Consider the following 12,775-nt stretch of genomic DNA (forward strand, 5'->3'; position numbering starts at 1 on the left):
TACCGCAAAAGGAGAAAAAAGTGGAAGTAATTACAGCAAACAGTAATCCGAGGATAAAAGAACTTAATAAGCTGAACAAGGATGCAAAGCTCAGAAAGGACAGAGACGTGTTCGTGGTCGAGGGGATACGCATGTTCAGGGAGCTTCCGCTTCAGAATGTTCAGGAGGTGTATCTGTCGGAGAGTGCGCTTAAGGAATACAGGGATGAATTCAAGAGCATGGGTGTGCTTGATGGCAGGAATACCTGGATACTCAGCGACGGAGTGTTCGCAGGGGTGTCACAGACCAAGACTCCACAGGGGTGTATGGCTGTGGTGAAATGCATGCATTATCAGCTTGATTCCGTGCTCGGCAGGAATGACAGAGAGACATTTCTTGTGCTGGATACGCTCCAGGATCCCGGAAATATGGGAACTATATTCAGAAGCGCAGAGGCAGCAGGTGTGACCGCCGTGCTTATAGGAAAAGGTTCATGCGATCCGTACAATCCGAAGGTAGTCAGATCGACGATGGGTGCCATATTCAGGGTGCCATTTGTCATGTGCGATGACCTGCCCGGGATCGTGGAGGAGCTGAGACGGTCAGGCGTTGTGGTGTACGGAGCACATCTGGACGGCGACGATCTCTACGACATAGGATTCCCGGACAGGGTGGCGTTCCTCATAGGAAATGAGGGAAATGGCCTGACGGATGAGGTGGCGTGCAGAGCCGACAGACTTCTCAGGATTCCGATGGAGGGCAAAGTCGAATCGCTGAACGCTGCAATATCGGCGACTCTTTTGTCGTATGAGGTAATGAGACAGCGAAAGAGAGACCGACAAAACTAGATTAAACAAGACAGCATATTTTTGTACTGCGTGGCATAACTTTTAAAGTATGCAAAAGTTTGTTATAACGGAGGGAGAAAATATGACTGAAAAAACATTAAACAACAATCAGGTAGTGGTGGCAGGAGAGATAGCATCAGAGTTCGTGTTCAGCCACGAGATATTTGGCGAGGGCTTCTATATGGTGGATCTCATCGTCAGCAGACTCAGCGATGCTTACGATACTATTCCGCTCATGGTGTCTGACAGACTGTTCGATGTGAACGAATCCCACATAGGGGAGCGCATCATGGCAAAGGGACAGTTCAGGTCATACAACAAGCATGAGGAGACCAGAAACCGCCTTATACTGTCTGTGTTTGTGAGAGAGATCGAGACCATCGACGAGGATGATGCTGAGGAGGAGAACAGACCAAATCAGATCTATCTTGACGGTTACATATGTAAGGCACCTGTGTACAGGATGACGCCCCTTGGAAGGGAGATCGCGGATGTGCTGCTGGCGGTCAACAGAGCATACGGCAAGAGCGATTACATACCATGTATCTGCTGGGGCAGAAATGCGAGATTTGCCGGAAAACTCCAGGTAGGAGAGCATGTGGCCATCTGGGGAAGGATCCAGAGCAGGGAGTATCAGAAGCGTATCGACAATGACCAGGTGATCAGCAAGGTGGCATACGAGGTGTCTGTGAGCAAGATGGAATGTCTTGAATGATATTTCATAAGGAGGGGCCCACGTCAGTGGGAGGAACCCTTGTGAAGCACGCAGGCGCCGCGCAAAGCGCATAGGAATGCGCCTGCACAACATTTCATAAGGAGGGACCCACGTTAGTGGGAGAAATCCTCGTGAAGCATGCAGGCGCCGCGCAAAGCGCATAGGAATGCGCCTGCACAACATTTCATAAGGAGGGACCCACGTTAGTGGGAGAAATCCTCGTGAAGCATGCAGTAAAATATATGGTTGACATGGCCTGGATGCGGTGATATAGTAGCACTATCTAAGATTAAACTGAATACAATATAGTAGAGGCGCGGGATTAATGATTAAGCAGGCTGATGCATGTGGATGCAGAAGATGCCTGACGAAAGGGAAGACCGCCGAAGTGATGGATATTCCACAGGATCTGTTGCTGGTTGTGCAGTTAAGAACTGTATGACTGTCATCTGAGGATGGAGAGCTACTTGTAAGAATGAGATGTTTTTATGGGTTGGCTTTTTGCCAGCCCATTTTTATGCTATATTGTATCGACTATTTATTTTTAAGGAGGACGACAATATGTCAATTTTTACCGGTTCAGCAGTTGCACTTGTAACACCATTTCTTGAAAATGGAGATGTGGATTATGATAAGCTCAAGGAGCTCGTGGAGTTTCATATAGCACATAAGACGGATGCCATAGTTATCTGCGGAACAACAGGCGAGGCTTCAACACTGTCACACGAGGAGCATCTTGAGTGCGTGAAGAAGTGTGTAGAGTTCGCTGATCACAGAATAAAGGTAATAGCAGGAACAGGTTCAAACTGTACTGCAACAGCAATATATCTCTCAACAGAGGCAGAGAGCTACGGAGTGGACGGTCTGCTCGTGGTTACACCATACTACAACAAGGCTACACAGAAGGGCCTCATCGCACACTTCACAGCCGTTGCAAATTCAGTAAATGTGCCTATAATCCTTTACAATGTGCCATCACGTACAGGCTGCAATATCCAGCCGGAGACAGCAGTATATCTTGCACAGAACGTTGAGAACATTGTCGGTATCAAGGAAGCTTCAGGCAATATAAGCCAGGTCGTAAAGCTTGCAAGTCTTTCAAAGGGATGCATAGATATCTACTCAGGAAATGACGATCAGGTTGTACCTCTTCTCTCACTTGGCGGAAAGGGAGTTATCTCAGTAACAGCCAATATAATCCCTGAGGACGTACACGATATGGTTCAGAAATATCTTGACGGAGATGTTCAGGGAAGCCTTGATCTTCAGCTTAAGGCCATCGACCTCTGCAACGCACTGTTCTGCGAGGTCAATCCAATACCTGTCAAGAAGGCTGTAGAGCTTCTTGGTATGTGTGATGGAACAATGAGAATGCCGCTCACTGAGATGGAGCCACAGAACGTGGAGAAGCTCAAGAAGGCAATGGAAGAGTACGGAGTTCTCTAGGACTGTAATTATCATAGAAACAATACAGATGTCTGCGGTCTCAACTGGCTGCAGACATTTTTATTTGTCGAGGTGGATATAAACGTTGCACAATGGACAGCAAATGTGTAAAATGGAGTACATGTTGAAATATATGCGCATGTCAGCGTGCATAGACCACACAAAAGACGACAACAAATGACAAAGCTTATATATATGGAGGATAGACAGACATGGTAAAGATCATAATGCATGGTTGCAATGGAAAGATGGGACAGGTAATAACAGGTATCGTTGCAGGCGATCCTGATGCCGAGATCGTAGCGGGAATAGATGTTGTGGACAACAGGGATAACGGATATCCGGTATTTACAGATATAGATGCCTGCGATGTCGAGGCTGATGTCATCATAGATTTTGCAGCGGCTGTAGCTGTTGACAAGCTCCTCGATTACGGTGTGAGGACACAGACTCCTATAGTTCTCTGCACAACAGGTCTCTCAGATGAGCAGCTTGCAAAGGTAAAGGAGTGCAGTGCAAAGGTTGCCATACTCAAGTCAGCGAACATGTCACTGGGAATCAATACACTCATGAAGCTTCTGAAGGATGCTGCGAAGGTATTCTCACCAGCCGGATATGATATAGAGATAGTTGAGAAGCATCACAACCAGAAGGTGGATGCTCCATCCGGAACAGCTCTTGCTCTTGCTGATTCAATCAATGAGGCATGCAATGAGCAGTATGAGTATGTGTACGACAGAAGCCAGGTGAGAAAGAAGAGAGATAAGAAGGAGCTCGGAATCTCTGCTGTCAGAGGCGGCACTATAGTTGGAGAGCATGAGGTGATATTTGCAGGTATTGATGAGGTTATAGAGTTCAAGCACACTGCATATTCCAAGTCAGTATTTGCAAAGGGTGCTGTTGAGGCAGGAAAGTTCCTCAAGGGCAAGCCTGCAGGAATGTACGATATGGCGGACGTTATAGGATAGGAGCGGTTATGGAGATTTCAACCAGGACAGAGGATGGCGAGCTTGTTCTGTGCGCCAGCTCGATATATAATCAGAAGTTTTATCTGAACAAGGAATTTTCAAAGCTTCCTGATGAGATAAAGGACGAGCTTCACGCCATGTGTGGAGCGTTTACACAGGAGGTCGGAGGAATATTTATGTTGGTGTTTGACGACGCCGGCAATCTGAAGATACAGACGAGGGCACTTGAGGATGACCTGTTATTTGACGACATAGGATGCGGACTCAAGGTCAAGAAGCTGCAGAATGAAAAGAAGGAGCTGTTCCAGAGTCTGGAGCTGTTCTATAAGATATTTATACAGGGTGTTGACATTAACAGTCTTGTAAATGAATGATATAAAATAATTGGAAGATCAGGAAGGAAAAAAGGGCATGTTATTTGCTATTGATGCTGGAAATACAAATATTACGATAGGACTGTTTGACGGAGAACGCCTGGAGAAGACCTTCAGGATGACCACCGGGATATCGAGAACATCGGATGAGTACGGAGTATTTCTGTGCGACTGGCTCAGAATGAGACAGTTGTCAACTGATGTTATAGATGAAGTTATAATCGCTTCGGTTGTTCCGAAAATCATGCATTCCCTGGTGAATGGCATAAAGAAATATTTTGGAATAACACCACTCATAGTTGAGCCGGGAATAAAGACGGGGATCAATATAGCGCTGCCAAACCCGAAGCAGCTTGGAGCTGACAGAATAGTTGACGCAGTTGCGGCTTATCACATGTATGGCGGACCGGTTCTCACGGTGGACTTTGGAACTGCCACAACGTACGACCTCATCAATGCCGATGGCGTGTTTGAGGCTGAGGTCACATCGCCGGGTATAAGGCTTATTGCAAATGCTCTGTGGACGGGAACAGCCAAGCTTCCTGAGATAGAGATAAAGGTGCCTGAGACGATACTGTGCAAGGACACGATATCCAGTATGCAGGCCGGTGTGTGCATGGGCTATATTGGCCAGACAGAGTATATAGTGAAGAGAATGCGCAAGGAGTCAGGATACGACAACATGAAGGTCGTGGCTACCGGCGGACTTGGAAAGATGATATATGAGAACACGGACTGCATAGATGTGTATGATCCGGATCTCACACTTCACGGACTCAGACTTATCATGGACAAGCAGAAATAAGTCGAATTTTGCAAATTATATATTATTATAGAAGCAATGGAGAAATTTATGGATTTCAGAGATAAATTGATCCTGGCGCCGATGGCTGGTGTATGTGACCAGCCATTTCGTCTTTTATGCAAGGAACAGGGCTGTGATATCCTGTACAGCGAGATGGTGAGCGCCAAGGCAATATATTATAAAAATAAGAACACGAAGCCGCTTCTGGCTATGGATGAGCGGGAGAAGCCATTTGGGCTGCAGCTCTTTGGCTCTGATCCTGAGATCATGGCGGAGATGGCAAAGAGGATAGAGAGCAACGGTTATTCATTCATAGATGTAAATATGGGCTGCCCTGTGCCGAAGGTGGTCAACAATGGAGAGGGATCTGCGCTGATGAAGGATCCGGTTCTTGTTGGAAGGATAGTCGAGGCCATGGCAAAAGCTATAAGTATACCGCTGACCATCAAGATAAGAAGCGGATTTGATTCAGAGCATATAAATGCGCCTGAGATAGCACATATAGCCCAGGAGAGCGGGGCTGCCGCTGTGGCGGTGCACGGAAGGACAAGGCAGCAGTATTATCAGGGACATGCGGACTGGAGCGTCATAGCCAGGGTGAAGGAGGCGTGCATCATCCCGATCATTGGCAATGGCGATATAAACACTCCTCAGGACATCATAGACATGAGGGCGCAGACGAACTGTGACGGCTTTATGATAGGAAGAGGTGCGAGGGGCAACCCGTGGATATTCCGCGATATGAAATACTACTACGAGCATGGCGAGCTGCCGGACAAGCCTGACATATATGAAGTGAAGGATATGATGCTGAGACATGCGAGACTCATGGTTGAGTTCAAGGGTGAGTACACAGGTATCCATGAGATGAGAAAGCACGTGGCATGGTACTCAGTCGGAATGTATGATTCGGCAAAGCTCAGGAGCAATGTGAACCAGGTTGAGACTTACGAGGAGCTTGAGGAACTGCTCTGTAGATGGGCTGACAGCGCACCTGAAAAAGTCATTGTGAGTTAACATAAAAACAAAAAAATGTAACAGAAAACAAAGATTTTATTAAAAACTCTAAAGTAAAAATATACAAGATGCTGATTTGTTTCAAAAATGTTACGGTACTAAAATGTAAAATATGCACAAAAATGGCATTTTAAAATGTTGCATGTTTACATTAACGGAATTAAAGATTTTATGCGAGTTGTGCATGATTTACAAAAATATCCACTTTGCTTGACCTTTCTTTTGACAGAGATTATAATAGCGTCATGAGTTAAATTTTAACGGTTTTGTAACAATTCTGAAACCGTAAAGAAATTAAGGAGAAAAGGTTATGCAAAAGTTTTCAGATTCATCACGTATGAAATCACAGAAACTAATGAAGACATCACTGAAAAGGAACGTAAAGAAGATTAGCATAGGAGCAGTACTCCTGGCAGTTGGATTTTCATCATACGCAGTTATCGCATCAGATGACAGCATGGTTTCATCCAAGGGCAAGGGAGTGTCGATCGCAGCAGCAGGTAATACATTATACGCAGACAACACAGCAGACTATGGAGAGGCAACATCATCAGTTGCACTGGCAGATGGTACTCTGTCAGATGTCAACAAGACTGGTTCAGTAGCCCTCTCAAGCAAGAAGACAGTTAAGAAGACTTCAGCCATAAGCGGTGGAGTTCAGGAGAGCACAACAGAGGCTCGTGCAACAGAGGCTGCACAGCAGGCAGCAGATACAACAAAGTCAGAGCCTACCACACAGATGAAGGTTAAGGATAAGGATAAGTCAGCAGCAGGACTTCCTGACGATCAGATATCAGTTGATCCATCAACAGAGAAGTCAACAGATGGACTTCCTGATGATAAGGTTATCTATGTGAATGGTGAGACATCAGGTACATATCTCGGAACATTCTGGATTACGGCATATTGTCCATGTCCAATCTGCTGCGGTGAGTACAGCAACATGGATAACCCGACAACAGCTTCAGGCGCACCTGCAGTCGAGGGTGTGACATGTGCAGCGCCAAGTAACTTTGCATTTGGTACAGAGCTTATAGTTGATGGTCATACATACACAGTTCAGGACAGAGGTGGAGCTATCAATGGCAATCATCTTGATATCTACTTCTCAAACCATCAGGCAGCTCTTAACTTCGCAACAGGCTACTATGATGTATATGTAAAGTAATAAAAAGCAGAAATTGTATACAGATATATTAAAGACCCGCCGTAAGGCGGGTTTTTAAATGCAGTGAGATAAGTGTTGGGAAAGTGTTGGAAAAGTCGCAGGAATGAGGCGGGCTATAGCTTGTTTTTTATAAAATGCTGTGTTATAATGCACACGATTATTTGTAAGAATACAGGTGATTCTTGAGTTTAGTACATAACGAAATGTTTAAATATATTTATTAAGGAGATTGGCAAATGGAACTTATCTACAGAAGCACAAGAAATGCAAATGAGACAGCAACAGCATCACAGGCTATACTTAAGGGACTTGCTAATGAGGGGGGACTCTTTGTACCAGATTCTATACCAGCACTTGATGTGTCTCTGGAAGATCTTGCAAAGATGAACTATCAGCAGGTTGCATACGAGGTTATGAAGCTTATGTTCACAGACTTCACAGAGGCTGAGCTTAAGCATTGTATAGATTCAGCATATGATTCAAAGTTTGATACACCGGTTATAGCACCACTTGTGAATAAGGCAGGAGCATATTATCTTGAGCTTTTCCATGGATCAACAATAGCATTCAAGGATATGGCACTTTCAATCCTTCCATATCTTCTCACAACATCAGCAAAGAAGAATGGCGTAAAGAATGAGATCGTCATCCTCACAGCAACATCAGGTGATACAGGTAAGGCTGCCCTTGCAGGATTTGCAGATGTTCCTGGAACAAAGATCATCGTGTTCTATCCAAAGCACGGTGTAAGCCCAATCCAGGAGAAGCAGATGGTTACACAGAAGGGTGACAATACATTTGTTGTTGGTATCACAGGTAACTTTGATGATGCCCAGACAGGTGTGAAGAAGATGTTCTCAGATGCTGAGCTTGCAAAGTACATGGATGAGAAGGGCTATCAGTTCTCATCAGCAAACTCCATCAACATCGGACGTCTTGTTCCTCAGATGGTATACTATGTATACGCTTACACAAGACTTGTTGCAGACGGAACCATCAAGGCTGGCGACAAGATCAACGTGGATGTTCCAACAGGTAACTTTGGTAATATCCTTGCTGCATACTACGCAAAGGAGATGGGACTTCCAATCGCAAAGTTCATCTGTGCATCAAATGACAACAAGGTTCTGTTTGATTTCTTCCAGACAGGAACATACGATAGAAACAGAGAGTTCATACTCACAACATCACCATCGATGGATATCCTCATTTCAAGCAACCTTGAGAGATTGATATACAAGATTGCTGGAAATGATGCTGAGAAGAACTCAGAGCTTATGAAAGAACTCACAACAGATGGAGTGTACACCATCACAGACGATATGAAGGCAAAGCTTGCTGAGTTCTATGGTGGATATGCAACAGAGGCAGAGACAGCAGCTACCATCAAAAAGGTATATGAGTCAGATGATTATATCATCGATACACATACAGCAGTTGCGGCTACAGTATATGAAAAGTATGTGGCAGAGACAGGAGATAAGACACCTACAGTCATCGCGTCAACAGCAAGCCCATACAAGTTCACAAGAAGCGTTATGAACGCTATAGACGCTGAGTATGATTCCAAGACAGACTTTGAGCTTGTCGACGAGCTTGAGAAGCTCTCAGGCGTAAAGGTACCTCAGGCTATAGAGGATATCAGATCAGCAAAGGTTCTCCACGACACAGTATGTGACAAGGAGGATATGCTTGCAGAGGTTAAGGGATTCCTTAATATCTAAAGCATAGTAAGAGACATACGCTGGTATATCTGATAGGAAATAGGCAGATATAATATACGAATAAAGCATAAATACAATATTATAGATTGACAGTTCATTAGTACCATCCTGTCACTAAACAAAACTAGGACATAAGAAGATCAGAATGTCCTATTCTGGTCTTTTTTTGTGGTGAACAGTTGGATGCTTATAGGAGGAGTTATGTATAAGTTAAAGACAAAGGCAAGTTTTGACAGCGCCCATTTTTTGAAAGATTATGACGGCAAATGCAGCAATATCCACGGACACAGATGGACGGTGGAGATCAAGGTCGGTGCGGAGACTCTTGAGAGCGATACACAGAACAGAGGAATGGTGGTTGATTTCTCCAATCTGAAGAAGGATCTGAAGGAGATTGCGGATCACTTTGACCACAGCCTTATCATGGAAACGGGAAGCCTGCAGCAGGCGACGGAGGATGCGCTGCTGGCGGAAAATCTGAGAATCGTGAAGGTTGATTTCAGACCTACTGCTGAGAACTTCGCAAAGTATATATACGATGAGATGGCAGGCCGGGGCTACAAGGTCATAGAGGCAAGTGTGTATGAGACACCGAACAACGTGGCTTCTTATTGTGAGTAAATATATATGATAGGATTCCGGTGAGAAGCTGGCAGGTCTAAAAATCTGGAAGATGTGAGAGAATGGAGAATATACACCGGAAGAAAGGAAATACAGTCGTGAGCACATACAGAGTAGTAGAGAGATTTATAAGTATCAACGGTGAGGCTGCAAGAGCCGGAGAACTTGCCGTGTTCATAAGATTTGCGGGATGCAATCTTGATTGCGGTTACTGCGATACCAAGTGGGCAAATGAGGCAGGTGTTCCTTATGAGGAACTCACCGAGGATGAGATCATCGATTATGTCAGAAGAACAAAGGTGAAGAATGTAACCCTGACAGGTGGGGAACCGCTGATACAGAAGGACATAGATAAGTTGCTCCTTGCATTTGAGCTGGAGGATGATGTAAGGGTCGAGATCGAGACAAATGGAAGTGTGGATATCGCAGAGTTCAAGGCTCTTGGGGGAAATGTATCGTACACGCTGGATTACAAATGTCCATCCAGCGGCATGGAGAATGACATGTGCCTTGCAAATTATAACTATATAGACAAGAATGATTCGGTGAAATTTGTGGTCGGTTCACAGGAGGATCTGGAAAAATGTTTTGAGATAGTTAGGGAGTATGCGCTGGATGAGAAGACGAGAGTATTCATCAGTCCTGTGTATGGCAGCATAGATCCTGCGGATATAGTGGATTTTATGATCGAGAACGATATGAATGATGTGAAGCTTCAGTTACAGCTTCACAAGTTCATTTGGGATCCGGAAGAAAGAGGTGTATAAGATGGCGATAGATAAAGAGGCTATAAAGGAACACGTAAGAGGAATATTGATTGCCCTTGGAGATGATCCTGACAGGGAGGGACTTGTAGAGACTCCTGACAGGGTTGCGCGTATGTACGAGGAAGTATTTGAGGGAATGAACTACACCAATGACGAGCTGGCCGAGATGTTCGGCAAGACATTTGCTGAGGACGGAGTGGCAAGGCAGGCCGGTGACATGGTGTTTGTCAAGGATATAGAGGTGTTCAGCTACTGTGAGCATCACATGGCGCTTATGTACGACATGAAGGTGTCAGTCGCATACATTCCAAATGGAAGAGTGCTCGGACTTTCTAAGATAGCGAGGATTGCGGATATGGTGGCGAAGAGACTTCAGCTCCAGGAGAGGATAGGCTCGGACATAGCCTACGTCATATCCAAGGCTGCTGGAACTGAGGACGTGGCGGTCATGATAGAGGCACATCACAGCTGCATGACGGCAAGGGGCATCAAGAAACCGGGAAGCAAGACCATGACGACCACTCTCAGGGGAAGATTTGAGAGCGACACAGCTCTGCAGAACAAGTTGCTGATGATGTACAATGCGGGAAGATAGTCATCGATACACTGAATTGATAATGGTGAATTGGTTTATACGGGACTGTTATAATGCGGCCTGGAATATCATATTTGATTATATATGGAGGATGAGATTATGCAGAATTTGAAGAATAAGGATGAGGCAGTTGTAGTATTCAGTGGAGGACAGGACAGCACAACGTGTCTGTTGTGGGCACTCAAGAAGTATAAGAAAGTGTACGCCGTATCATTTGACTATGGACAGAGACATGCGTTAGAGCTTGAGTGTGCTAAGGAGATCGCGGACAAATTCGGAGTGGAGCATCACATACTCGACATGAGCCTGTTGAACCAGCTTGCGCCAAATTCACTGACAAGAACAGATATGAAGGTTGACGAAAATGCACCTGAGGAGGGTACGCCGAATTCATTTGTCGATGGAAGAAATATGGTATTTCTTACATTTGTAGCAATATTTGCCAAACAGAGGGGAATATCTGATATAATAACAGGAGTGTCCCAGAGCGACTTCTCAGGATACCCGGACTGCAGGGATATATTTATCAAATCGTTAAATACAACACTTAACCTTGCAATGGACTACGAGTTTGATATAATAACACCATTGATGTGGATCGATAAGATGGAGACATGGAAGATGGCTGATGAGCTGGGCGGACTGGATGTTATCAGAGATATGACACTCACATGTTACAATGGCATCAAGGGCGAGGGCTGCGGACATTGTCCGTCATGCAAGCTCCGCAAGAAGGGGTATGATCTGTACATGAAGTACAAGGAGGATCACAAGTAAATAAGCAGTATCAAAGGGAAAGGTTGTGTTATTGAAAGTATGAAGAATATGCTGTTCATCATGAATCCCAAAGCGGGTAGGACTACTCTGAAGAATTCTTTGGTGGATGTGCTGGAAGTGTTCTGCAACAACGATTATGCGGTCAGGACATATCTTACGAAATCGGCAGATGATGCAGAGAGAATTGTTCAGGAGGAAGGCGCAAACTACGATGTGATCGTATGTGCGGGGGGCGATGGAACCCTGGGCAACACAGTTACAGGATATATGAAGAGCGGGATAAGGGTTCCACTTGGATATATTCCGTGTGGCTCCACCAATGACTTTGCAAGGAGCATGGACATACCGAGAGAGACGGTTGAGGCGGCTGAGATGATAGTGAAGGCAGAGCCGTTCTCCATAGATATAGGAAGTCTGAACGACAAGAACTTTGTTTATGTCGCAGCTTTTGGAATGTTCTCAGATACATCATATGCAACGCCGCAGAATATGAAGAATATATTTGGACATGCGGCATATGTATTGCAGGGGATAAAAAGCCTGGCAAATGTACCATCTTACAAGATGAAGGTTACAATAGACGGGGACGAGCAGGAAGGCGAGTTTATATTCGGTATGGTGTCCAACTCGGTATCCGTTGGAGGGTTTAAGAGTATAACCCGAAAAGGAGTTGAGTTCGATGACGGACTTTTTGAGGGAGTACTGATAAGGACAATGAAGACACCGGCTGATCTGGAGAGAGTGGTCAGGGCACTCCTTACAGGTGATGTGAATGAGAGGAGCATGGTTTCATTCAGGGCTCACAGGGTTAAGTTTGATGCAGAGGATCCGGTTGCATGGACATGTGATGGTGAGTTCGGCGGAGAATATAAGGAGACCAAGATACACATCCACAGGAGAGCGATAGATCTTCTGGTCGTTCAGGAAAGCGAGCAGGATGAGGTTATAGAATAATAGAATCGAGGATTTTA

At 45.1% G+C, this 12,775-nt stretch carries 14 protein-coding genes and 1 riboswitch; all 14 genes read left to right on the forward strand.

Going from position 1 to position 12,775, the window contains the following annotated elements:
* The first annotated feature begins 20 nt into the window (after positions 1–20).
* The 14 genes from ARA78_RS00265 (at position 21) to ARA78_RS00330 (ending at position 12,758) form a co-directional block, all read left to right on the forward strand.
* Complete coding sequence (locus tag ARA78_RS00265) at positions 21–827, forward strand: TrmH family RNA methyltransferase (protein ID WP_055279812.1); 807 nt, start codon at positions 21–23, stop codon at positions 825–827.
* Positions 828–909: 82 nt separating this feature from the next.
* Positions 910–1,542 (forward strand): single-stranded DNA-binding protein, encoded by a 633-nt coding sequence (locus ARA78_RS00270; protein ID WP_015533280.1) that lies wholly within the window; start codon positions 910–912, stop codon positions 1,540–1,542.
* A 301-nt stretch (positions 1,543–1,843) separates the two neighbouring features.
* Positions 1,844–2,016, forward strand: a riboswitch (Lysine riboswitch).
* Positions 2,017–2,103: 87 nt separating this feature from the next.
* Complete coding sequence (dapA, locus tag ARA78_RS00275) at positions 2,104–2,988, forward strand: 4-hydroxy-tetrahydrodipicolinate synthase (RefSeq protein ID WP_022216598.1); 885 nt, start codon at positions 2,104–2,106, stop codon at positions 2,986–2,988.
* A 212-nt stretch (positions 2,989–3,200) separates the two neighbouring features.
* The gene (gene dapB, locus ARA78_RS00280) at positions 3,201–3,956 is read left to right on the forward strand and encodes a 4-hydroxy-tetrahydrodipicolinate reductase (RefSeq protein WP_022216597.1); all 756 of its coding nucleotides are present in this window, start codon (positions 3,201–3,203) and stop codon (positions 3,954–3,956) included.
* Between the two features lie 8 nt (positions 3,957–3,964).
* On the forward strand, positions 3,965–4,330 hold the full coding sequence (locus ARA78_RS00285; protein ID WP_015533275.1) for a DUF6145 family protein: 366 nt from the start codon (positions 3,965–3,967) through the stop codon (positions 4,328–4,330).
* Between the two features lie 37 nt (positions 4,331–4,367).
* A complete protein-coding gene (locus ARA78_RS00290; protein WP_015533274.1) occupies positions 4,368–5,135 on the forward strand; it encodes a type III pantothenate kinase in 768 nt (255 codons plus the stop codon).
* Positions 5,136–5,183: 48 nt separating this feature from the next.
* A complete protein-coding gene (gene dusB, locus ARA78_RS00295; RefSeq protein WP_022216595.1) occupies positions 5,184–6,152 on the forward strand; it encodes a tRNA dihydrouridine synthase DusB in 969 nt (322 codons plus the stop codon).
* Positions 6,153–6,462: 310 nt separating this feature from the next.
* Positions 6,463–7,320 (forward strand): 3D domain-containing protein, encoded by an 858-nt coding sequence (locus tag ARA78_RS00300; RefSeq protein WP_055273648.1) that lies wholly within the window; start codon positions 6,463–6,465, stop codon positions 7,318–7,320.
* Positions 7,321–7,556: 236 nt separating this feature from the next.
* On the forward strand, positions 7,557–9,044 hold the full coding sequence (gene thrC / locus ARA78_RS00305) for a threonine synthase (RefSeq protein ID WP_022216593.1): 1,488 nt from the start codon (positions 7,557–7,559) through the stop codon (positions 9,042–9,044).
* 201 nt (positions 9,045–9,245) lie between these two features.
* On the forward strand, positions 9,246–9,665 hold the full coding sequence (queD, locus tag ARA78_RS00310) for a 6-carboxytetrahydropterin synthase QueD (RefSeq protein WP_055279813.1): 420 nt from the start codon (positions 9,246–9,248) through the stop codon (positions 9,663–9,665).
* Positions 9,666–9,727: 62 nt separating this feature from the next.
* The gene (gene queE, locus ARA78_RS00315) at positions 9,728–10,432 is read left to right on the forward strand and encodes a putative 7-carboxy-7-deazaguanine synthase QueE (RefSeq protein WP_022216591.1); all 705 of its coding nucleotides are present in this window, start codon (positions 9,728–9,730) and stop codon (positions 10,430–10,432) included.
* Between the two features lies 1 nt (position 10,433).
* Positions 10,434–11,027, forward strand: coding sequence for a GTP cyclohydrolase I FolE (gene folE, locus ARA78_RS00320; RefSeq protein ID WP_022216590.1), 594 nt, complete (start codon positions 10,434–10,436; stop codon positions 11,025–11,027).
* A gap of 99 nt (positions 11,028–11,126) precedes the next feature.
* Positions 11,127–11,804 (forward strand): 7-cyano-7-deazaguanine synthase QueC, encoded by a 678-nt coding sequence (gene queC, locus ARA78_RS00325; RefSeq protein WP_055143853.1) that lies wholly within the window; start codon positions 11,127–11,129, stop codon positions 11,802–11,804.
* A gap of 39 nt (positions 11,805–11,843) precedes the next feature.
* Positions 11,844–12,758 (forward strand): diacylglycerol/lipid kinase family protein, encoded by a 915-nt coding sequence (locus ARA78_RS00330; protein ID WP_022216588.1) that lies wholly within the window; start codon positions 11,844–11,846, stop codon positions 12,756–12,758.
* Positions 12,759–12,775 lie beyond the last annotated feature (17 nt).

It is taken from the genome of Coprococcus eutactus (genome assembly GCF_001404675.1).
GTDB classification, from domain to species: Bacteria; Bacillota; Clostridia; order Lachnospirales; family Lachnospiraceae; genus Coprococcus; species Coprococcus aceti.